At 64.7% G+C, this 21,825-nt stretch carries 15 protein-coding genes; 2 read left to right on the forward strand and 13 right to left on the reverse strand.

What is annotated here, in order from left to right; all coding sequences use genetic code 11:
* Nucleotides 1–95: 95 nt before the first annotated feature.
* The 6 genes from ACR65N_RS20780 to ACR65N_RS20805 form a co-directional block, all read right to left on the reverse strand.
* Entirely contained in the window at nucleotides 96–2,693 is a 2,598-nt protein-coding gene (locus ACR65N_RS20780) for an aminotransferase class III-fold pyridoxal phosphate-dependent enzyme (protein WP_440458551.1), read from the reverse strand.
* A 111-nt stretch (nucleotides 2,694–2,804) separates the two neighbouring features.
* Entirely contained in the window at nucleotides 2,805–5,273 is a 2,469-nt protein-coding gene (locus tag ACR65N_RS20785; protein WP_440458573.1) for a glycoside hydrolase family 2 protein, read from the reverse strand.
* Nucleotides 5,274–5,275: 2 nt separating this feature from the next.
* Nucleotides 5,276–6,262: a DUF1839 family protein gene (locus ACR65N_RS20790; protein WP_440458552.1), complete on the reverse strand. Its 987-nt coding sequence runs from the start codon at nucleotides 6,260–6,262 to the stop codon at nucleotides 5,276–5,278.
* Between the two features lie 4 nt (nucleotides 6,263–6,266).
* On the reverse strand, nucleotides 6,267–7,175 hold the full coding sequence (locus ACR65N_RS20795; protein ID WP_440458553.1) for an amino acid--[acyl-carrier-protein] ligase: 909 nt from the start codon (nucleotides 7,173–7,175) through the stop codon (nucleotides 6,267–6,269).
* Between the two features lie 5 nt (nucleotides 7,176–7,180).
* Nucleotides 7,181–8,365, reverse strand: a complete 1,185-nt coding sequence (locus ACR65N_RS20800; RefSeq protein ID WP_440458574.1) for an acyl-CoA dehydrogenase family protein — start codon at nucleotides 8,363–8,365, stop codon at nucleotides 7,181–7,183.
* The gene (locus ACR65N_RS20805; protein WP_430307934.1) at nucleotides 8,365–8,616 is read right to left on the reverse strand and encodes an acyl carrier protein; all 252 of its coding nucleotides are present in this window, start codon (nucleotides 8,614–8,616) and stop codon (nucleotides 8,365–8,367) included. The genes ACR65N_RS20800 and ACR65N_RS20805 overlap by 1 nt, the downstream gene beginning before the upstream one ends.
* A gap of 155 nt (nucleotides 8,617–8,771) precedes the next feature.
* Here ACR65N_RS20805 and ACR65N_RS20810 point away from each other — a divergent pair, with 155 nt between their 5' ends.
* Nucleotides 8,772–9,716, forward strand: a complete 945-nt coding sequence (locus ACR65N_RS20810; RefSeq protein WP_440458554.1) for a D-alanyl-D-alanine carboxypeptidase family protein — start codon at nucleotides 8,772–8,774, stop codon at nucleotides 9,714–9,716.
* A 1,091-nt stretch (nucleotides 9,717–10,807) separates the two neighbouring features.
* On the opposite strand, the gene ACR65N_RS20815 is transcribed toward ACR65N_RS20810, so the two are convergent.
* Together ACR65N_RS20815 and epmA are read right to left on the reverse strand one after the other, a co-directional pair.
* Nucleotides 10,808–11,866: a lysine-2,3-aminomutase-like protein gene (locus ACR65N_RS20815; protein ID WP_440458555.1), complete on the reverse strand. Its 1,059-nt coding sequence runs from the start codon at nucleotides 11,864–11,866 to the stop codon at nucleotides 10,808–10,810.
* Entirely contained in the window at nucleotides 11,863–12,930 is a 1,068-nt protein-coding gene (gene epmA / locus ACR65N_RS20820) for an EF-P lysine aminoacylase EpmA (protein ID WP_440458556.1), read from the reverse strand. Before epmA ends, ACR65N_RS20815 begins: the two co-directional genes overlap by 4 nt.
* 179 nt (nucleotides 12,931–13,109) lie before the next feature.
* Here epmA and efp point away from each other — a divergent pair, with 179 nt between their 5' ends.
* On the forward strand, nucleotides 13,110–13,679 hold the full coding sequence (gene efp / locus ACR65N_RS20825) for an elongation factor P (protein WP_430307938.1): 570 nt from the start codon (nucleotides 13,110–13,112) through the stop codon (nucleotides 13,677–13,679).
* Between the two features lie 126 nt (nucleotides 13,680–13,805).
* Here the strand turns inward: efp and ACR65N_RS20830 are convergent, their stop codons facing one another.
* The 5 genes from ACR65N_RS20830 to ACR65N_RS20850 all read right to left on the reverse strand — a co-directional run bounded on the left by ACR65N_RS20830 (nucleotide 13,806) and on the right by ACR65N_RS20850 (nucleotide 21,458).
* Entirely contained in the window at nucleotides 13,806–15,239 is a 1,434-nt protein-coding gene (locus ACR65N_RS20830) for an efflux transporter outer membrane subunit (protein WP_440458557.1), read from the reverse strand.
* Nucleotides 15,240–15,356: 117 nt separating this feature from the next.
* A complete protein-coding gene (locus tag ACR65N_RS20835; RefSeq protein WP_440458558.1) occupies nucleotides 15,357–18,461 on the reverse strand; it encodes an efflux RND transporter permease subunit in 3,105 nt (1,034 codons plus the stop codon).
* A 41-nt stretch (nucleotides 18,462–18,502) separates the two neighbouring features.
* Nucleotides 18,503–19,714, reverse strand: coding sequence for an efflux RND transporter periplasmic adaptor subunit (locus ACR65N_RS20840; protein ID WP_440458559.1), 1,212 nt, complete (start codon nucleotides 19,712–19,714; stop codon nucleotides 18,503–18,505).
* A 164-nt stretch (nucleotides 19,715–19,878) separates the two neighbouring features.
* On the reverse strand, nucleotides 19,879–20,481 hold the full coding sequence (locus ACR65N_RS20845; RefSeq protein WP_440458560.1) for a TetR family transcriptional regulator: 603 nt from the start codon (nucleotides 20,479–20,481) through the stop codon (nucleotides 19,879–19,881).
* An 11-nt stretch (nucleotides 20,482–20,492) separates the two neighbouring features.
* The gene (locus ACR65N_RS20850) at nucleotides 20,493–21,458 is read right to left on the reverse strand and encodes a phosphoribosylaminoimidazolesuccinocarboxamide synthase (RefSeq protein WP_440458561.1); all 966 of its coding nucleotides are present in this window, start codon (nucleotides 21,456–21,458) and stop codon (nucleotides 20,493–20,495) included.
* Nucleotides 21,459–21,825: the final 367 nt, after the last annotated feature.

Here is a 21,825-nt window from a genome sequence, read left to right on the forward strand (position 1 = left end):
GGAACACGATTCGATCTCCGGGCACTCCAGGCTTGACTGCCGGAGCCCGCCGATCCGCCCGACGCACCGGTTGTTGTCCGCCTATGCCTCTGCCGTCAGACCACGGCGGGAGACACTTCGTCGGACGGTGCAGTCGGCGGCTCGTCCGCCGCGTCCGGTTCCTCGGGCGGTTCCTCGGGCTCCGGCTCGGGAAGCCCAAGCACCTGCGCCAGAGCAGTCGCCACCCGGTCTATGCTGGCCAACGACAGGCAGAGCGGCCCGGTCAGCCGCAACCGATCGCCAGCGATGGACTGAACGAGAACCCGGCGCCCGGCCAACCCGTCTGCCACGGCACGGGTATCCCCGGCCTCGAAGACGAGATCTAGCGACAATCCCTCGCCCTCGATGACGAAAGCGTCCGATGCCCGCACCTGAAGCTCCCGCAACCGCTCCATGAATTCGGCGGAGGCTTGCCGTGCGGCCTCCCGCAGTTGGGGCTCCTCCAGCGCATCGATCACCGCCGTGCCGATACGGCAGGCCACCGCACTCGCATCCGGCCGCGGCAGTTGCAGATCTTCCGGCAGCACCGACCGGCGCAGAATGACGGCTGCCAGCCGCTCGTCGGCGACAGGAGAGCCAGTGACAACGATATCCGGCGCCACACCGTCGCGCTCGAAGGCCCAGTACACGTCGCCCGTGCGACCAAACCCGGTGCGCCGCTCGTCGGCGATGATCGGCGGCTCGTCCTGCGGATACAGCCTGTCGCCCAGCTGCACCGCCAGCTCCAGCGCCTGCCCCTCGTCGGTGAGGGCAATGATCGTGTCCAGCTCGCCCGGCATGCGCTGCTGCAGCGCTGCCTGGAATTCCATTTCCGCCGGCGTGCCGGAAAGCCCGTTGATCATCAGCCATTGCCGGTAGGCCGCCTCGGCAAGCGCCGGGTGGCCGTGGCCCAGAAGCCCGGCGGCACCCGACAGATCGATGGATCCGAAACCGAGCGGGTCGAACACGTGCTCCCGCCAGCCGCGGACATAGGCGGTGCTGCCGGCTTCCGGAGCATCGACGTCAAGCCCGAGGATCAGCGACGGAGACAGCGACAGACGCTTCCACAGCCTGCCCGTCGCCGGCGTTGCAAACAGTGGCGGCAAAAGCTCCGCCTCCCGCCCGAGCCGGATGCGCAGGCCACCGATCGAGCCGTCGGCACCCGCCACCACGCCCAGCCGGTCTCCCGCAAAAAGTGCCGTTCCGTCCGCCAGAATGGTGTCCAAACCCTCCAGGTGCAGGCTTGCCTCCTTGCCGGTCAGCAACAGCCTGCCGCCGGTATGGCGCACCATGCCGCCAAACGGTGCCACTGCCACGGTTCCGGCCGGGACGCAGAGATCGACATGCAAAGCGAGATTGTCGGCCTCCGGGCCGGTGGCCGCAAAGGCGCGCGACATCCGGTACTCGCCGTAGCGCGTTGCGCCCATCTTGGTGTCCCAGGCGATGCGCGCCAGCAGTCGCCAGTCGACCTCCGGATCTTCCCAGTTGCCTTCCGTCAGCAGGCTGCTGGTTGCCGACAAATCGACGAGCCGGATGAGGTCCGGATCGATCTCCGGCAGCAGCCGTTCAAGCGCTGGCTCATCGGCCAGCGGCCAGTCGAGGCAGTCCAGAATGGCCGCATGCATGAAGGCCGGGTGCACGCCAAGCGCCACCTCGAACAGCCGTCTGGCCTGCAGCAGGGCTTGGCTTGTCGCCTCACCAGGCGCCATCGCTTCCCAGCGCTCGATCGCCGCCAGGTTCAGGCCCATCTGGACGATTGTCAGCGGCCAGAGCGCCTTGAGTTCGGTCTCCTGCAGCGGCAGCTCGGCATGGAAGGCTGCAACCGCCGGCAGGATCGCCAGCGCCCCGTCACCGTCTTCGTCGACCAGATCGGCGCAGAGTGCGGCAAGCGAGGCGACGATCCAGCCATCACCGAGGGCTGCCGGATCGGAAAACCCGGTCGGCGCCCAGGGGCCGTCCTCAGCCTCACCGACAAGATCCCTGCCCGCCGGGTGGTGGTGGATCAGCTGGACGCGCAGATCGGCCCCGATCGGCTGGACCTGGCGCAGCGCCGTCACCATCGCCTTTGCGATCGGATCACGCACTGCAGGATCGGACACGTCGCGCAACAGCCTGACGACGACCGGGCCTGCCTGCCGCAGATCGCTTGCGGCGATCAGCGGCGGCTGTTCCACCCTGGCGTCGTCCTCTTCGTCTTCCTCCCGGCCAACAGCGTCCTGCGCCGCCGTCAGGTCGCGAATGAGCCGCGCCGCAAACAGGCCGAGCTGCTGGCGAGCTGCTGTGTCCCGGGTGGCGCCACGGTTCGGCGCCTCGCCCGGCGGATGGGCATAGACGATGGCAAAGCCGGCATCATGGTCGGCAGTCGCCTCATAGAAGACGATCGAAGAGCCGTCGATGGCCTCCAGCGGTCGCGGTGCCTGCACCCGCCCGAACTCGGCATGGATATGGCTGAGAAGCTCCGTCCGCGTCTGGAACTGTTCGAGCTCATCGGGTTCACGACCGAATTGCAGCCGGCACGTCACCTCCTCATAGCGCAGCAGGAAGGACGGCGGATCTGTTTCCAACGGCTCCAGATCACCGGACAGACCGTAGTGATCGGCAAGGAAGACGTCCGCACCCGGCCAGGCCGTCGGCTTGGCTACCTCTTGCATCTCGTCGGTGTCGACGTCGGCCATTTCAGTCCCCGCTCAAGAATTTCCCTGTGAGAGTAGCGCGTTAGCCGGCTGCGTCCATAGTCTCGACACAATCTGACGTCGCTTCGGCCGAGGAACAGGAACTATTCGCGATCAGAACCGCATATTCCGTCGGCTTCCGATGCTAGCGACACTGCCCTCGGGCAGGCGATCGGCTCCGTTCTGCGCTATGGGCTCAAGCACCACCCGCTTCTTCATGCCCGGCGCCAGGTGAAAGCCGTCATCGCTTTTGCGGTATCCATCGCAGGCGATGGATATGCTTTGGGCAAGGCGATCGGTGAAGAGGTCCAGCGCCCAGATGCCGGCATCCAGTCGTTCGAGCGTCACTTCTATCTCTGCATCGTGGAGCGCTGCCGTACGGCCAGCGGGGAAGTCGAAGGCCTCGGCAAGGACGGCCCCGGTTGCGGCATCTTTCAGCCATGCGACGGTCACGTCATGCGCCGGCGGGCCGAACCGATAGGCGTAGGTCGTGTCGAAGAAAGCGCCGAACAGGTCGGTGGTGGCAAGCGTCTGGCTGGTGCGTGGTGCAAGCGTCAGTTCGCGGCGACCGGAGACGACACTGGTGCGCCCGTCGCGCAGGCAGGCGAGGTCGAGCACCAGGCTCTTTGGCACTGCCGTCTCGTTGATCACATGGACGTCGAGGCCATTGGTGCCTTCGTCCGACAGCAGCACCTGCACCGGTCGGAATGCCCGCTTCAGCGCATACCATACCGATTTCGGCCGCCCCGTTGCATCAATCAGGCCCCATCCGGCGCCCGGCAGCAGATCCTTGAGCGTCCAGACCAGGGCGCCGTTGGCGGTCGAGCCCGGCCGCCGCCATTCGCCGAGTGTCGCCTCCATCACCTCGGCACTCGCGGCGCGCGACAGGGCAAGGTAGCGAGCGACGTCCTCGCGGCGCAGGCGCGCCGGATCCTCGCCGCAAAGCAGCGCCAGGTAATGGTCGCGCACATCCTCGAAATCCCAGCTGGCGCCGGGGTCGCGCGGCACCCGCGCCTTCCAGCGCGGATCGTGAACGGCCGGTACCGGCAGATGCGCGTCGAGGGTTTCGGTGTCAGGAACATTGGAGAAGGCAAGGCACTCGGCCGCGAACCGTAGGTTTGCCCGGCGGGCATCCTCCAATGGCCGCAGATAGGCGCCAACGCCGTAATAGTGGGCAACGCCCTCGCTGGGGAAAAACGGCTGGGCGCCGCCGCTCGGCGAATTTTCGACATAGGCAAGCCCCGGCAGCATGGCGGCGCAAAGCTCGGGCAGAAGGTCACGGGTCAGCTCCGTGCGCCAGATCCGCTCCGGCAGGCCGAGCATGGCGGCCTGCTGGTGCATCTCGCTGCCGCCGCAGAGGATAGCCAGCGACGGCGAGGCGGCGTGGCGCGCAAGCAATTGGCTTAGCTCAGTTTTCACGTGAATCATCAGCGGCTCGTCGGCCACCGAATAATCGAAATTGGCAAGCATCAGGTCCTGCCAGACGAGGATGCCCAGCTCGTCGCAAAGCTCGAAGAAGTCCCGGGTCTCGTAGGCCATCGTCCCGCCGACACGGATCATGTTCATGCCCGCCTCGGCGACCTGGCGCAGCAGCGGTTCGTAGGCGGCGCGGGTGCCGGGCAGGTCGACGATGTCGGCCGTCGTCCAGACGGCGCCGCGGCAGAAGATCCGCTCGCCGTTGACGATGAGCGCGAAATCGCGGCCGTCCCTGCCGCGGTCGATGTCGATGCGGCGAAAGCCCGTGCGCCCGAGGTCGTGCACCACCCCGTCGATCGTCAGCGTCACTGCATGCAGCGCCGGGGTGCCATGGCTGAGCGGCCACCAGGGTGCGATGCCGGGCAGGCGCAAGTCCGCCGTCCACCGGCCATCCGGATGACGCTCCAGCTCCGCGGTTCGGCCTGCGCAGGCAAGCAGCATCGGCTGGTCCGGGAGGCGGTCGGTGCTGAAGGACAGTGACAGCTGCCCGGTTCCATCAGAGTCGAGCCGGCTGTGCAGAACCAGATCACCGATGCGAAAGGGAGCCGGCCGGATCAGCGAGACCGGCCGCCAGGGACCCACCGCCACCACGTCCGGACACCAGCCCGGCATGAAGCCCAGCGCCGTGGTGCGCAGCATGCGAAGACCCTGGCTGCGCATCATCTTCGGCCGCCAGCGGGCACGCGGTCCCTTTCGCTCCAGATGCGGTCCGATCGCGCGAAAACAGATGACCAGTCGATCCGCGCCGGTCAGCACGACCGGCACATCATGGCTTTCGAACATGCTTTGGCTTTCGAGGATCCGTTCGCCGTTGAGGAAAACCTCGGCAATGGTCGCCAGTCCCTCGAAGCGCAGGATCGCCGCGCCCGGCGGTTCACTCAGCGTCACGCGGTACCAGGCATCCAGATTTTCGAGGCTTTCGGGTCGTGTGCGGTCGAACAGTCCGACACGCTCCAGGGCACCGGCGAGCGTTCCCGGCACCATTGCCGGCAGCGCGTCCCGCACACTGTCATCATCGGGCGGAACGGCATGAAGGCCGGGCGGCGTGGTCGATACCGTCCAGCCGTCACTGAGCCTCACAACGTCCGCGCCGATGGCAGAAATCAGGGTCACGCCGCGTCCCGCAAATCCTGCAACGCGCTCTCAAGCTCCGTCATCAACCGCTCCCAAGCGTCGATGGCCGGATCCATCGCGGTCGCCAGAGCCTCGAATTTCTTGCGGGTCAGTGCCCGGGCCAGCTGGAACTGCACGCTTTTTGCCGTTTCGGCGATCTTCAACGCCTCCACTGTGGCGAGGGCAGAACGGTTCCCTTCGCCAAGCCAGGCGAGATGCGCCGCCAGAAGCTCGAAATTGGCACCCAGCTGTCGCAGCGTGTTGAAGGCGTATTTGTGGAAGAAGGCGAAGTCACGCTCCCCCAGTCTCTGCGCCTGCTCGGGAAACACCCCAGCGAAGGCGCGAACCGGATTTTCGTCCGGACGGCGGCCGAAATGCCGCCCTAGCAGGGTCTCCGCCATCCGGCGCTGATGCGCCTGGCTCGTCCGCTCGGCCGGGAATTTGGCGAACTCTGCATAGGGCAGGAATGGCAGGGCGTCGGCACCGGCATCGAGTTGCAGCAGGCCGCGAAAATCCTCGCCCGACAGCCGGAAGAAGCCGCCATTGTGGAAATAGTCGAGTTCCTCGGCGTCAAGGTCCAGACGGTTGATGCCGATGGTGGTCTTGCCGTGTTCGATGCGGTAGGCAACGCCGCGGGTGTCCGGCATGTGGAAGCTGTCCATCTCCACCAGGCACAGGCGGCCGCGGGCGATCTGGGTCGCCACATGCGCCTCGACCCGGTCAAAGATCGCCAGTTCGGTGACACGGATGTCGTAGAGGCTTTCCAGATCCTCCAGCGGCACCTTGAAGAAGGTGAACTGGTCGCCCTCGAAGGCCTGCGTCAGGGTGAAGCCCAGCATCGCAAGCGGCTCCACGCCATGTGCCTTCAGAACCTCGATCCACAGATCGACGTAGCAATTTGTCTCCGGCCAGATGCGATCGCCGGCATGCAGGTCGTGCGATACATGGTTAGCCGGCTCAAGGCCGTCGAAGACGCGTGTCATGTGTTCAGCCCCAGAGCACCTTGCGGACTGCCTCTGGCCATTCCTTCACGTCCAGACCGTGGGTGTGGAACAGCGCCAGCGCGATGCGCTCCAGCCCGAAACCGACGCAGGCGGTATGCGCCACGCTGCCGTCTTCGAGGTTGAGGCCCCATTTGGTGCCGAACGCGTCCTGGTGGTAGTTGAAGCTCATGCAGGCGGTCGGGTTGGCGACCGAGGTGATCGGGATCAGCAGCTCGAACTTCAGGTTCTGGTCACGCTGGTTGTTGGCCATCATCTTGCCGGCGCGACCGAAGAACGGATCGTTGGCGACGTCGATCGTCACGTCGAGGCCGACCTGCTTCATCATCTCGACGCCACGATCCATCCAGCTCTGGCGGAAATCGGTCACGTGAGCCTCGGTGCCCATGCAGACATATTCGCGCATGCGGAACAGCTGCTGGCGGGCCGGATCCTTGGAAGGCTCGTGGCGGAAGCAGTAGCTCTGCAGATCGAACAGTCTGCCACCCATCGGCAGGGCGCCCCGCCGCGCCACCGTCGGGTAGAGCGGATAGCAGGCCGCCGGCGTCAGCACGATATCGGTGGCTTCCTGGCCCTTGGTCCAGTCCTCGCCGACCTCCATGCACTTCAGCAGGCTCATATGGTCGAGATCGTTGCCGCAGAACGAATGCACGGTGCCGGCGAGCTGCGGAAAACTCTTCATGTAGGCGCTGGTCTCGAAGAAGGCGCGGTTCATGCCGGGCGGAAAGCGCATGGCCTCGGCCCCGTCTTGTCCGCCGAAGCGGTCGATCAACCGCTCGAAGGCGGCGATGACGTCCTCGAACTCGCCGCTGCGGCCGTAAAGACCGTCGACGCCGGTTTCGATCAGAAGGCCCGTGTCGAACAGGCGGTCGAGAAAGCTGGTCTGCATGTCCATCGTGGTCACCCCAAAAGGCTGATCTCTGGTTTCTGCACCAGGAGCATCGTGGCTGTATTGCCGAGTATGCGGTCGTTGGAGATCATCAGCCGCGCCGAGTGGGCGTCGCGCAGGTGGCGGCCAAGTGAGAACGGCGTGCCATTCTTGTAGCCCATGATGCCGCACACCATCAGCGCCCGATTGATGATGTCGAGGATGGTCTCGGAGGAGGCGATCTTGACGTTGTTCATGGCGATCGCAAACGCCATCGATGACAGCCGGTCGGGGTTGGTGCGGGCATCCGCATAGGTCTTGAGCCCCGCCAGCAAGTTGGCGCGCACGAGCTGCAGCAGGTTCACGGCTTCCGCAAGATGGGCGGCACCCGGCGGCACGGTGCCGGCCGATTTGCGCGCTGCGGCGCGGACGAAGCTCTGGGCGCGGGCCACCGCATCGGCGGCGATGCCGTACCACACGCCGCTCCACAACAGGTGCGAGGTGGCGAGCATGCTCTGGGCGGCAATCTCGGCAAACGGCTTCTGGAAAATCTGCTCGGCAGGCGCTACGCCCCGAAACCGGAAACCTTCCGAGCAGGTGCCGCGCATGCCGATCGTGTCCCAGTCGGTGGTCTTTTCCAGCGTATACTGGTGCTTCAGGAACACCGTCATCACCTGGTCGCTTGGAGCCGCATTCGCGTGTGCCCGCGAGGTGATGAGGATGGCGTCAGCCTCGGTCGCATAGGAAATGACGGTGGCGTCCTTTTCCAGCCGGCAGGTGTCGCCGTCGATGTCTATGGCGCAGATCGAACTGCGCAGGTTGCCGCCGATCCCGCCTTCGGTGGTTGCCGATGCGAGCAGCAGCTGGCGCTCGGCGACGTCGCGCATGAAGGCGCCGTGCCAGGCGCTCTCCTCGCCGTGCTCGACGAGGCTCGATGCCTTGATCTGGTGCATGGCAAAGACCATGGCCGAGGCGGCGCAGGCCTGTCCGAGGATGGTGCAGACCTCGGCGATCTCTACCAGGGTCGCGCTTTCGCCGCCATGGCTTGCGGGAACCTGGATGCCGAGGAGCCGCTCTGCCTTCATCGCCTCCACCGCCTCGCGCGGGAAACGTCCGGCGCGATCCACATCATCGGCGGAGCGTGCGGCGATTGCCGCGACACGCTGTGCCCTTTGTGTCAGGCTCTCGGCCTGCGGGGCGAAGGCGACGAGGCTCATCATGCCGCCTCTTGCGCCTTAAGGATCTGGCCGACCGTCGTGTCGATCGCGGCAATGCTGGCAAAAGACTTGCGGTTGAGGAGGTTGTCGGGAAACTCGATGTCAAACTTCTCCTCGATCGCCAGCATTACCTGCACGGAGGCGAAGGACGAAAGACCTGCCGCGTAGAGATCGGCATCATCCGCCAGGTCGCTCACCGGTACCGGCAGCCCGCCGACCTTGCTCAGGATCTCGCGTATGGTTTCGCTCATCGGCCTCTCCCGCTGTAATTCGTGTTGACGGGACAATCCTTAGTCGAGAAAGCATAAGGAAGCGCTAAATAGGGTGGTGAAGAAGTCTTAGCGGGACTCGTTCGAATTTGAGCGAAGGCCCCGTCCGACTTCGCGACGTGCCGAAAAACCGCCCCATGTGCATGGCACTGGCCGGTCCTGGTTCAAGCTATACGGGGATGAAGAAGATGATCGGTGTGCCGAAGCTTGCGACGCTGGTGGCGATCCTGCTGATTGCCGGTGCCGGCATGGCCGAAGCGCGCCAGGCGACGATCCTCGTCGATGCAGCGACCGGGACGGTCATCCAGGGCGACCATGCCGACGTCCTCAACCGGCCGGCCTCGCTCACCAAGATGATGACGCTCTACCTCGCCTTCGAGGCGCTGGCGAAGGGCAGGCTCAGCCTCGACGAGCAGATCCCGGTCTCGGCGCGTGCGGCGGGCACGGTGCCCTACAAGCTCGGCGTTGCGCCGGGTGGCACGGTCAGCGTGCGCGAGGCGATCACCGGAATGATCGTGCTGTCGGCCAATGATGCGGCAATCGCCGTGGGCGAGCGGCTTGGCGGCAGCGAAGAGGCGTTTGCAAAGATGATGACGGCCAAAGCCCGCCAGCTGCAGATGCCGAACACCACCTTCCGCAATGCGACGGGGCTTACCGCCGACGGACAGCTCACCACCGCCCGCGACATGGCGGTGCTGGGCATGGCGCTGATGCATCATTTTCCGCGCCAGTTCGCGCTGTTTTCCACCCGCACGGCGCAGTTCCGCGGCAAGCCGCTGAAGGGGCACAACTACATGCTCGACCTCTATCCCGGCGTCGATGGGCTGAAGACCGGCTATACAAGCGCCTCGGGCTACAATGTCGTGACCTCGGTGCGTCAGGGCGGCCGGCGCTATGTCGGCGTGGTGATGGGTTATCCGACCGACAAGGCGCGCGACCAGCAGATGGTGCAGCTGTTCCGCCAGTACCTGGGTGGGGGTGCCAGCGCTGGCGCAGGCGCGGGAATGGGAGCCGGTGGTGCCGGTGCAGGGGTCGCGACCGGTGCTGCCGGCGTGAGATCTGGCGCGGTCGGATTGTATTGATCACCCACCCGATGCGGCGCATCGTCAGGCTGACACTCAGGGAAACATTCGACCGCTGGTAGATCCTCGGGGACAGGCCCGAGGATGACGGCGTCAGAGCGGAAGGCTTCTCCCTAGGTCGACGGCGGAGGGCATGCGAAGCAGCCTGCATCTGCCACCAATCATTCCCGCAGCCGCCGGGGCGACGGCTGACCCGCACTTCCACCGCTGCTTGACTAGTCGTCGTTGCGCAGCATCGGCGGGATGACGCTCATGAGCGTCAGTTGGGTGACGCCAGTGGCCGGGGTAGCTTGATGACAACGCCTACGAGTTCGCTACCTGCCTTCAGCCACCAGCCTTAACCGCACACTCCGTCATCCTCGGGCCTGTTCCGAGGATCCGTGACAGCGGACCATGGACGGTTGGGGTCAGCCACGAGCAACAGTCCGCGGCGTCTGTACACACAGCGACGCGCAGTAGATCCTCGGGGACAGGCCCGAGGATGACGGCGTAGAGCGGGAGGCTCGTCCCCAGGTTGACGGCGGAGGGCATGCGAAGCAGCCTGTATCGGCCACCAATCGTTCCCGCACCCGCTGGGGCGACGGCTGGTCCGCACTTCCACCGCTGCTTGACTAGGCGTCGTTGCGCAGCATCGGCGGGATGACGCTCATGAGCGTCAGTGGGGTGACGCCAGTGGCCGGGTAGCTTGATGCAACGCCTAAGAATTCGCTACCTGCCTTCAGCCTTCAGCCACCAGCCACCAGCCACCAGCCATCAGCCACCAGCCTTAACCGCACACTCCGTCATCCTCGGGCCTGTCCCGAGGATCCGTCACAGCAGACCAGGGACGGTTGGGGTCAGCCACGAGCGGCAGTCCGCGGCGTCTGTACACACAGCGAAGCGCAGTGGATCCTCGGACAAGCGCAAGGTCGACGGCGTCAGAGCGGGAGGCTCGTCCCTAGGTCGACGGCGGAGGGCATGCGAAGTGGCCTGCATCTGCTAGCAATCGTTCCCGCATCCGCCGTCAGTCGACGCGGTCGCCCTGCGGGTAGGCGCCACGGGCATTCTCTGGGAAGGCTCCGCGCCACCTGCCCGCCACAGCGGCGGGGCGATCAATCCTGCGGCTGCGGCGGATAGACATGTTCTTCGCCGCGGTAGTCGCTCACCGCATAGCATCCGTCGGCAGTCTGGCGGACGGATGCGGCCGCAATCGGCGCCTTGCCGTAGCCGCCGGGAATGTCGAGCACATAGGTCGGCTGGCAGAGACCGGAGACGCGGCCGCGCAACGCGGCGACGATCTTCTGGCCCTCGGCGATTTCGAGGCGGAAATGGCTGGTGCCGGGCGCGAGATCCGGATGGTGGAGGTAATAGGGCTTGACCCGGCATTCGACGAAGGCGCGCATAAGATCGGCCAGCACGCCGGCGTCGTCGTTGATGCCCTTCAGCAGCACCGTCTGGCTGACCAGCGCGATGCCGGCATCGGCAATCCGCGCGCAGGCGTCCCGCGCCTCAGGCGTCATCTCACGCGGATGATTGGCGTGCAGGGCAACGTAGACGGTCTTGCCGCTCTCCTTCAGGGCGTCGATCAGCGCGGCATCGATCGCCTGCGGGTCGACCACCGGCACGCGGCTATGGAAGCGGACGATCCTGACGTGGTCGATGTCCTTCAGCCGGCGCAGGATGTCGGCGAGCCGGCGGGGCGACAGCACCAGCGGGTCGCCGCCGGTCAGGATCACCTCCCAGATCTGCGGCTGGGCGCGGATGTAGTGGAAGGCTGCGTCCAGCTCGTCGCCAGACAGCGTGCCGTCGCCTGAGGGGCCGACCATCTCGCGGCGAAAACAGAAGCGGCAATAGACCGGACAGACATGCACCGCCTTCAGCAGCACCCGGTCGGGATAGCGGTGGACGATGCCCTTGACCGGCGAATGGGCGGCGTCGCCGATCGGATCGGCCCGCTCCTCGGGCATGGTCGCCAGCTCGCGCAGATCCGGCAGGAACTGCCGGCCGATCGGATCGGCGGGATCGGCGGGATCGATCAGCTGGGCCATGGCGGGCGTCACCGCCAGCGCATAGCGGCCGGCAACGCGGCGTGCCGCCTCAAGCCCCGTCGCATCGACAAGGCCTGCTTCCACCAGTTCGTCCGGCGTCTTCAGCGCGCGATGCAGCGTCATGGGGAAAAATCCGCCACCGGCGCCCACATCACCTGTTCGATGCGCGTGGCGCCGGTTGCCAGCATCACCAGCCGATCGAAGCCGAGCGCGATGCCGCTTGCCTCGGGCATGATCGCGAGGGCCGCGAGGAAATCCTCGTCGAGCGGATAGGTTTCGCCGTAGATGCGGCGCTTTTCCGCCATCTCGGCTTCGAAGCGCAGCCGTTGCTCGCCGGCATCGGTCAGCTCGCCGAAGGCGTTGGCCAGTTCCACGCCGCAGGCATAGAGTTCGAAACGTTCGGCAACGCGCGGATCGTCGGCGGCAGGACGGGCGAGCGCCGCTTCGCAGATCGGGTAGCGGTCGAGGATGGTCGGCCGGCCGTCGCCCAGCTGCGGCTCGATCTTCTCCACCAGCACGCGGCTGAACAGGTCCGTCCAGGTGTCGTCGGCCGCCGAGCGGATGCCGGCGCCGGCAAGTTGAAGGCGCAGATGATCGGCGTCCGTTGAGCCGTCCTCGCCAACGGTCGCAAGCAGGTCGATGCCGGCGAACCGCGTGAAGGCGTCGGCAACGCTCAGCCGCTCGGGCGCAAGCCGCGGATCGCAGGTCCGGCCGCCATAGGTGAAACGCGTGGTGCCGGTGGTTTCGGCGGCGAGCGCCAGCAGCGCATGGCAGTCGGCCATCAGCCGCTCATAGGTCTCGCCGACCCGGTACCATTCCAGCATGGTGAATTCCGGGTGATGCAGCGGTCCGCGTTCGCGGTTGCGATAGACATGCGAGAAGCTGGCGATGCGGGTTTCGCCGGCGGCGAGCAGTTTCTTGCAGGCAAATTCAGGCGAGGTGTGCAGATAGAGCGGGTGCGCCGTCCCGTCGGTGGTAAGCGCCTGCGTCGCAAACGCATGCAGATGCGCTTCGTTGCCGGGCGAGACCTGCAGCGTCGCCGGATCGACCTCGATGAAGTCTTGATCGGCAAAGAAGCCGCGGAAGGCGGCCTGGATCCGGTTGCGGCCGATGAGGAACGGGCGGCGATCGGCGTGCACGTCCGGCTGCCACCAGGCAGGGCGCAAAGCAGGCGCGGCATGCGACACGGGCGGCTCCTTTTCGGGGTTTCTTCCTGGCCTTTGCGTCCAAAGGCTTCCACTTTGCGCCAATTTAGGCTAGGTGCGCCCGGAATGACAGGTTCCGCGTTCCCTGGGACGGCAGAAGGCCGGTCCTTTACGACGCAATCCCCGCACTGACAAGCCAAGGCAGGCTCGAAGGAAATCCCATGGTCAAGGTAATCGCCTCTTCCGTCCGAAAGGGCAACGTGCTCGATGTCGATGGCAAGCTCTACGTCGTTCTCACGGCCGAAAACTTCCATCCCGGCAAGGGCACGCCCGTCACCCAGGTCAACATGCGCCGCATCGTCGATGGCGTGAAGGTTTCCGAGCGCTGGCGCACGACCGAGCAGGTCGAACGCGCGTTCGTCGAGGACGTCAACCACCAGTTCCTCTACCAGGACGGCGAAGGCTTCCACTTCATGAACCCCGACAATTACGACCAGGTGGTCGTCGACGTCGAAACCATGGGTGACCAGAAGGCCTATCTGCAGGAAGGCATGACCTGCATCCTGTCGATGCACGAAGGCATTGCGCTCGCTCTGCAGCTGCCGCGCCACGTGACGCTGGAAATCACCGAGACCGAACCGGTCGTCAAGGGCCAGACGGCGTCGTCCTCCTACAAGCCGGCCATGCTGTCGAACGGCATCCGCACCATGGTGCCGCCGCATGTCGATGCCGGCATCCGCGTCGTCATCGCGACCGAAGACAATTCCTACGTCGAGCGCGCCAAGAACTAAACGCCGGCCGGATGCGGCGGCCACCGGTTCGCCCGCATCCGATGAGCGACATCAAGGCAAAAGAAAAGCCCCGGACCATGCAAGGTCCGGGGCTTTTTCGTTGGGCGATTGCTAAGCGCTAAGCGCTTAGCGGTTGGCGCTGGCCGCAGCCACCACCGTCGGGCCCTTGCCCCAGGCATAGCCGCCGCCGATGGCAACGTTGAGCGCGACATAGTCCTGCGCCTGCTGCTGGATCGCCTGGGCAAGGCTTGCCTGGGCGGTCGAGACCTGGCGCTGCGCATCCAGAACGTCGAGCAGCGAGGAGGCGCCGTCACGGTAGCTCGCCGTCGCAAGCTGCAGGGATTCCTGGTAGGACTTTACCGTGTTGCGCAGAGCCGAAACGGTGCGGCCATCGCGTGTCACGGCAGCCAGGGCATTTTCGACTTCCTGGACGGCATTGAGAACCGTCTGCTTCCAGGCGAGGTAGGATTCGCGTGCGGCCGATTCGTTGGCGCTGACATTGGCGCGCAACTGGCCGCCGTCGAAGATCGGCAGGCTGAGGGCCGGGCCGAACGACCAGGACAGCAGATGGCTGTCCGAACCGCCGTTCAGGCGGCTATACGACGGCGTGATCGAGCCGCCCAGGCTGATGCTCGGATAGAGCTGCGATTCAGCAACACCGATCTCGGCAACGGCCGAAGCGAACTGGCGCTCCGCAGCCCGGATATCGGGACGGTTGCGAATCAGGTCGGCCGGTACGCCGGTCTTGGCGTTGAAGCGGGCGACCGGCTGGCGGGCGCCACGCTGCAGATCGTTGACCAGCGACGATGCCGGCATTCCGAGCAGCGTCGCGATGCGGTGTGCGGCCTGGCGGAACTGCGTCTCGAATGCCGGAATGTCGGCGATTGTCGAATTGACCAGACCTTCGGACTGGACGACGTCGAGGCGCGAGGCCGCGCCGGCTTCGAGCTGCAGCTGGGTGAGCTGCAAGGTTTCGCGGCGGGACTTGAGGTTCGCCTGGGCAATGGCGATCCGCTCCTGATAGTAGCGCACGTCGATATAGGCCGAGGCCACTGACGACAGGAGCGAGAGGCGGGCGGTGTCGACATTGGCGTAGGCTGCGTCGAGCGAGGCCAGCGCGCTTTCCTTCGAGCGGCGGTAACGGCCGAACAGATCGAGGAACCACGAGGCGTCAAGGCTTCCCGAGGCGGAGGTGGAGGGAATCGAATCAGGCGTTCCGCGCAGGCCTTCCGTACCGCGACGGCCGGCGTCGGCCGACAGCGTCAGGCTCGGCAGGCCTCCGGCGCCAGAAATGACCACGTTTGCCTGGGCCTGGTTGATTCGCTCGAGCGCCTGGAGGATGTCGAGGTTCTGGCCAAGACCCTGGCTGATGAAGCCGTCGAGCCGGCGGTCGTTGAAGGCGGTCCACCAGGGCTGCAGGGACAGGTCGCCGTTGCTCTTGACGCCGCCTTCCGCAAATTTTGCCGGTAGGGCGATCTCGGGAGCCTTCTGGTCGGGACCGACCACGCAGCCGGAAAGCAGGAGCATGAGCAGGGGAGCTGCTGCGCGAATGGAGGTCATGAGTGCATCCTGTTTGGCGATGATTCTTTCATCGAAGTCTTCGCTTGAGCCCCCGCCGGCAATGGCCGGCGGAGAGGCCCTCATAATCCAATGGTTAAAATTCGGCCGTCGGAAAGGTTAATTCGCAGGTTTTTTACCGCGTGACAGCCGGCGTACCACCACAAAAAACGAGGGTACGAAGAAAATTCCGAGCAGTGTTGCAGAAAGCATACCCCCGAGCACGCCGATGCCGATCGAGTTCTGCGCCGCAGAGCCGGCACCCGTGGCGATCGCCAGCGGGACGACGCCGAGAATGAAGGCAAGCGAGGTCATGATGATCGGCCGCAGGCGCAGCTTTGCCGCCTCCAGCGTCGCTTCCATCAAGCCGATGCCCGCCAATTGCCTGTCCTTGGCAAATTCTACGATCAGGATGGCGTTCTTGGCGGCAAGCCCGATCGTCGTCAGCAGTCCGACCTTGAAGTAGACGTCGTTGGACTGGCCAAGCAGCAGGGCCGCCGCAACGGCACCCAGCACGCCGATCGGCACGGCCATGATGACCGAGAACGGGATCGACCAGCTTTCATAGAGCGCCGCAAGGCAGAGGAAGACGACGAGGATCGACAGCGCGTAGAGCATCGGCGCCTGCGAACCCGACAGCCGCTCCTGATAGGAGATGCCCTGCCACGCGACCGTGTAGCCGCCCTGCATTCCGGCCGTCATCTGCTCCATCGCGTCCATGGCCGTGCCCGAGCTGACGCCGGCACCCGCCGAGCCATCCAGCGAAATGGCGCTTACGCCGTTGAAGCGGCTGAGGGTCGGCGGTCCGGTGATCCATTCCGACTTGGTGAACGCCGAGAACGGCACCATCTCGCCGTTGGCGTTGCGGGCATGCCATGTGTTGATGGCGTCGGCCTGCATGCGGTAGGGGGCATCGCCCTGGACGTAGACCTTCTTCAACTCGTTGTTGAGAGTGAAGTCGTTGACGTCGCGGCCGGCAAAGATCGTCGACAGCATCGAGTTGACGGTGGCGATATCGAGGCCCATGGCGCCCATCTTCTCCTGGTCCAGCAACAGTTTCAGCTGGTTCTCAGAAGGCGGGTTGTTGGACCGCAGCGAGCTGACATTGGGATTGCTGCCACCCGTCTGGATGAGCTGCTGCGATGCCTTCGCCAGTGCCTCGTTGCCGGTCTTGCCGCTGTCGACGAGATACATCGAGAAGCCGCTGGAATTGCCCAGCCCCGGGATTGCCGGCGGCTGCAGCGGGAAGACCGTCGCGTCGCGCAGGCTCATGAAATAGCCCATGGCGCGCCCGACCACGGCCGAGGCGGACAGATTGGCGTCCGTGCGCAGATCGAAATCCTTCAGCTTGGCGAACACCATGGCGTAGTTCTGGCCACTGCCGGTGAACGAGAAGCCGGAGACCGCAAAGACGTCCTGGATCGCGTCCTTTTCCTTCTCCAGATAGTAGTTCTCGATCTTCTCGATCACCTGCTCGGTGCGCGCCGTGGTCGCGCCGTTCGGCAGCTGGACGATGGTGAACAGAACGCCCTGGTCTTCCTGCGGCAGGAAGGAGGTCGGCAGGCGCAGGAACAGGAAGCCGCAGCCGGCGAGAATGACTGCAAACATCAGCATCACGCGCAGCGGCCGCTTCAAGAGATAGCCGATCGACGAAACATAGCCGCCCGTCGTCTTGTCGAAGCCGCGGTTGAACCAGCCGGCAATGCCGCGCCGCTCGCCATGGTGCTTGACCGGCTTCAGCATGGTGGCGCAAAGGGCCGGCGTCAGCACCAGGGCGACCAGGGCCGACAGCAACATGGCCGAGACGATGGTCACCGAGAATTGCCGGTAGATGATGCCGGTGGAGCCGCCGAAGAAGGCCATTGGAATGAAGACGGCGGTGAGCACGAGGGCGATGCCGACGATGGCGCCGGTGATCTCTCCCATCGACTTCTCAGTCGCCTCGAGCGGCGACAGCCCCTCTTCGGACATGATGCGTTCGACGTTCTCGACGACGACGATCGCGTCGTCGACCAGAAGCCCGATAGCGAGCACCATGGCGAACATGGTCAAGGTGTTGATCGAATATCCGGTCACCGCCAGGATCCCGAAGGTCCCGAGCAGGACGACAGGGACGGCGATCATCGGGATCAGGGTGGCGCGGAAATTCTGCAGGAAGACGAGCAGAACCACGAACACCAGTATGATGGCTTCAATAAGCGTGTGCACCACCTTCTCGATCGACAGCTGCACGAAGGGCGAGGTGTCGTACGGATAGGTGATGATGACGTTTTCAGGCAGCGTCGGGCCAACGCTGTTGAGCGCGGTCTTGACGCGCTCTGCCGTATCCAAGGCATTCGCCCCGGTTGCCAGGTTGACGGCAAAGCCGGTCGCCGGATTGCGGTTGGAGCGCGTGTTGGTCGAATAGCTTTCCTGGCCGATCTCGATGCGGGCGACGTCGGCCAAGCGCACGGTGGCGCCGCCGGTTTCCGTTTTCAGGATGATGGCGCGGAAATCGGATACCGACTGCAACTGGCTCTGCGCCGTTACGGTGACGTTGATCTGCTGTCCGGAAACCACCGGCTGCGCGCCGAGCGCACCGACAGAAATCTGGGTGTTCTGCGCCTGGATTGCCGAAGTGATGTCGTTCGGCGTCAGCTGGAACTTGTTGAGCTTCAGCGGATCGAGCCAGATGCGCATGGCGTAACCGGTGCCGAATACCTGCACGCTTCCGACGCCTTCAAGGCGCTTGATCTGGTCCTCGATCTGCGTCGAGAAGATGTCGCCGAGTTCTACAGGCTGGCGCTTGGCATCCGTCGATACCAGCGCGCCAACGAGCAGGATGCTCGACGTCGAGCGGGTCACTTCGATGCCCGTCGTCTGGACGATGTCCGGCAGCTGAGACTGGACGAGCTGCAGTTTGTTCTGCACCTGCACCTGGGCGATGTCGGGGTCGATCGAGTTGCCGAAGGTCAGCGTCACGGTGGCTGAGCCGGTGCTCGACGACGAGGTCATGTAGGTGAGGTCGTCGAGACCGGTCATCCCGTCCTCGATGATCGTCGTCACCGATTTCTCGACCGTCTCGGCGCTGGCACCGGTATAGGTGGCGCTGATGCGCACCGTGGTCGGGGCAATTTCGGGATACTGGGCAATAGACAGGGTGGTGATCGCCAGCCCGCCTCCGAGCATGATGATGATCGCGATCACCCATGCGAAGATGGGTCGGTGGATGAAGAACTTGGCCATTGGTTACCCCTTAGCGCCTGTTTTGTCTGCCGGCATGCCGCTCAAGGCTTGGCCGCAGGGGCGTTTGCGGGATCCGCCGGCTTCTCGACGACAAAACCCTTCTCATCAATCGTTGCTTCCACCGGTGCGACGGGCGCGCCTTCGGCAATCCGCTGCAGCCCGTCGACGATCAGCCGATCGCCGTCCTTGATCCCCTCGGTCACCAGCCAGTTGTTGCCCGAGATCTGGCTGTTGTCGAAGGTGCGGACTTCCACCTTGTTGTCCGGGGTGACGAAGTTCGCCGTCAGCCGGCCGCTGGCATTGCGGGTCGCGGCGCGCTGCGGAATGAGGAAACCGTTCTCGTAGCCGACGGTGACGGTGGCGCGAACATAGACGCCCGGCAGGATCAGCCGGTCCGGATTGTCGAAGACGGCACGGATCTGGTAGGTGCCGGTGGTCTCGCTGACGGCCATTTCCGACATGTCCAGCTTGCCGGTCTTCGGATACTCGGTGCCGTCTTCCAGCGTCAGCCGGATATCGGCCTGGGTAGCGTTGCCCTTCAGCCGGCCGGTGGCGATCGCCGAGCGCAGTTCCAGAAGGTTGGCGCTCGAATCGGTCAGGTCGACATAGATCGGGTCGAGCTGGCGCAGGGTCGTCAGCGCCGTCGTCTGGTTGGCGGTGACGATATTGCCGATGCTGACGTTGGAGATCGTCGTCACACCGTCGAAGGGAGCGCGGATCTCGGTATAGCCGGAATTGATCTGCGCCGCCTGCAGCGAGGCCTTGGCCTGAGCCACGTCCGCCTGCGCCTGGAGCAGCGTGACGCGGGCATTCTCGAATTCGATCTGGGTCGCGCCGCTGTTGACCAGTCGCTCGTAGCGGGTGAGATTGGCCTGCGCGCTCGGGATGCTGGCTTCCGCCTTGGCAAGGGCTGCCTTCGCCTCTTCCAAAGCCGCCGTATAGGTATCGTCGTCGATCTTGTAGAGCAGATCGCCGGCCTTAACCTCGCTGCCTTCCTTGAAGGCGATGGTCTCGATCATGCCGTTGACCCGCGGGCGAACCTCTGCGGTGCGGAAGGCGACGGCGCGGCCGGGCAGGAGGCGCGTCAACGGACGGTCGTCCTGCTTCATGATCAGAACGCTGACCGCTGCCGGCGGGCGGGCGGGCGCGGCACCGGGTGCGCCGCCACCGGCACCGCTGGAACTAGACTGTTCGCTGCATCCCGTCAGAGCGATCAGCAGAACGAGCGGGAGAGCAAAACGGTGAGGGGTCATCGTCACATCCAATTGAAGAGCAAGTGCCGGTCGAAGCAGACGCCGGTCGAAGATCGAGCGGAATAGTGGCGGAAGCCCGGCAAACCCACAAGCCTTACCGAAGCATGGAAGGCCTGCCGGCGCGCAAGGCTGCGTCCGGGTAAAGTGACGTAATTTACGAACCGTCACTTTGCAAGCGGATTTTGCAGTGCGGCATTCACGAGATCGACAAGCTCGTCGGAGCGTTGCAGAAGGTCCGGCAGGGGCGTGTTGGCAAGGAAGACCGGGTGCAGCACGCTGGCGAAGGCGCCGCTCACCGCCCGGCTGGTCTTTTGCAGATCGTCGGCCCGGTAGATGCCGGCATCGATCCCGTGGCGGACAAGATCGAGAAACAGCTGCTCGAGCATCTCCTTGTAGCGGTGACCGCTCTTCAGCTCGGTGCCGGAGAGGAGGAAGATCATTTCCAGCATGTAGGGACTGTCTTCCAGCGAGGCGAGATGTGATTCCATCAACCGCCGGACGACGATGCGCAGCCGCTCGGGCGCCGGAGCGTCGCTGTCGAAGGCTTCCAGCCGCAGCATCATCCGGTCGATCTGGCGCTCGCAGATCTCGTCGGCGAGCGCCACTTTCGAATGGAAGTGCTTGAAGACATTGGCGGGAGACATCGACAGCGCCTGGGCAATATGGGCAATCGAGCAGCCGGACACGCCGCGCTCGCCGAACAGCCGTTCGGCGGTCGCCAGGATTTCCGCCTTGGTGTCTTCCGCCCGCTTCCTCGGTCTGCGCACCCTTATCCTCCTTACGCCTGTCCGTTCGCTGTTGCGGAGAAATAGGGCGCCAGATTGGCGCGCACCCGCGCCAGCACGTCGGTCTCGGGTGTCACCGGGGCAAAATCCAAGCCGGTGATGCTGCGGAAAGCCTGGCGATAGACATCTGCCGTCGCCTCGACCAACTGCTGCGGGATTTCAGGGATCTCATCCTTATAGGGATCGCAGCGCTCGGATACCCAGGCGCGGACGAAATCCTTGTCGAAGCTTTCGGGACGTTCGCCACGCTGCAGCCGTTCCGCATAGCTGTCGGCCATCCAGTAGCGGCTGCTGTCGGGTGTGTGGATCTCGTCGGCAAGAATGATGGTGCCGGCCGCGTCGACGCCGAATTCGTATTTCGTGTCGACAAGCAGGAGACCGCGCTCGGCCGCCATCGTCTGGCCGCGCGCAAACAGCGCCAGCGCATAGGCGCTCACCTGCTCCCACTGTGCGGCGGTCAACAGGCCGGCGTCGAGGATCGCTTCTGCCGAAAGCGGCTCGTCATGGCCGCCGTCGAAGGCCTTGCTTGTCGGCGTGATCACCGGCTGCGGCAGGATCTCGTTGTCCTTCAGGCCATCCGGCAGCGACAGCCCGTAAGGCTGGCGTTCGCCCTTCTTGTAGAGCGTGAGCAGCGAAGTGCCGGTGGTGCCGGCAAGATAGCCACGCACGACGATCTCGACCGGCAAAATGTCCAGCCGCTTGCCGATCACCACATTGGGGTCGGGATAGGAGAGAACATGGTTGGGGCAGATGTCGGCCGTGTTCTCGAACCAGAAGCGCGCCGTCTGCGTCAGCACCCGGCCCTTGTCGGGCACGACGGTGAGGATCCGGTCGAAGGCCGACAGCCGGTCGCTGGCAATGATGATGCGGCGGCCGTCCGGCAGGTCGTAATTGTCGCGCACCTTGCCGCGATAGTGGTTGGGCAGTTCCGCAATGGTGGCATCGGCAAGCAGGGACACGATAGCTGGACTTTCTAAGAGAGAGCCGCAGAGCGAAGACCAGGATCCGCGGCGGATGATGGGGATGTACAAGTTTCTATCGCATGTAGGGTCGGATGGCGACAAGCGCCGCGCATATCAACACGGACGACGAGCTTCGCAGCTGCATTCTGGACCCTCTGACATGGAGAAGGGCTTGTCCATCCGTCGAGACGTTCCATCTTCGATCGAATGCAGTGGCTAATAAACGTGCAAATACAGCCACTTACGAATTTTCTGAAGTTTTTGCGACGGTGGTTGTTGACGTGTGTGAAGTGTGGATCTATAACCCCGATCACTGACGAGGGCGGCGGCGCTGCAAGCGACGAAGTCTTTCGTTCTGGAGAAA

The organism is Rhizobium sp. SAFR-030, from assembly GCF_059415005.1.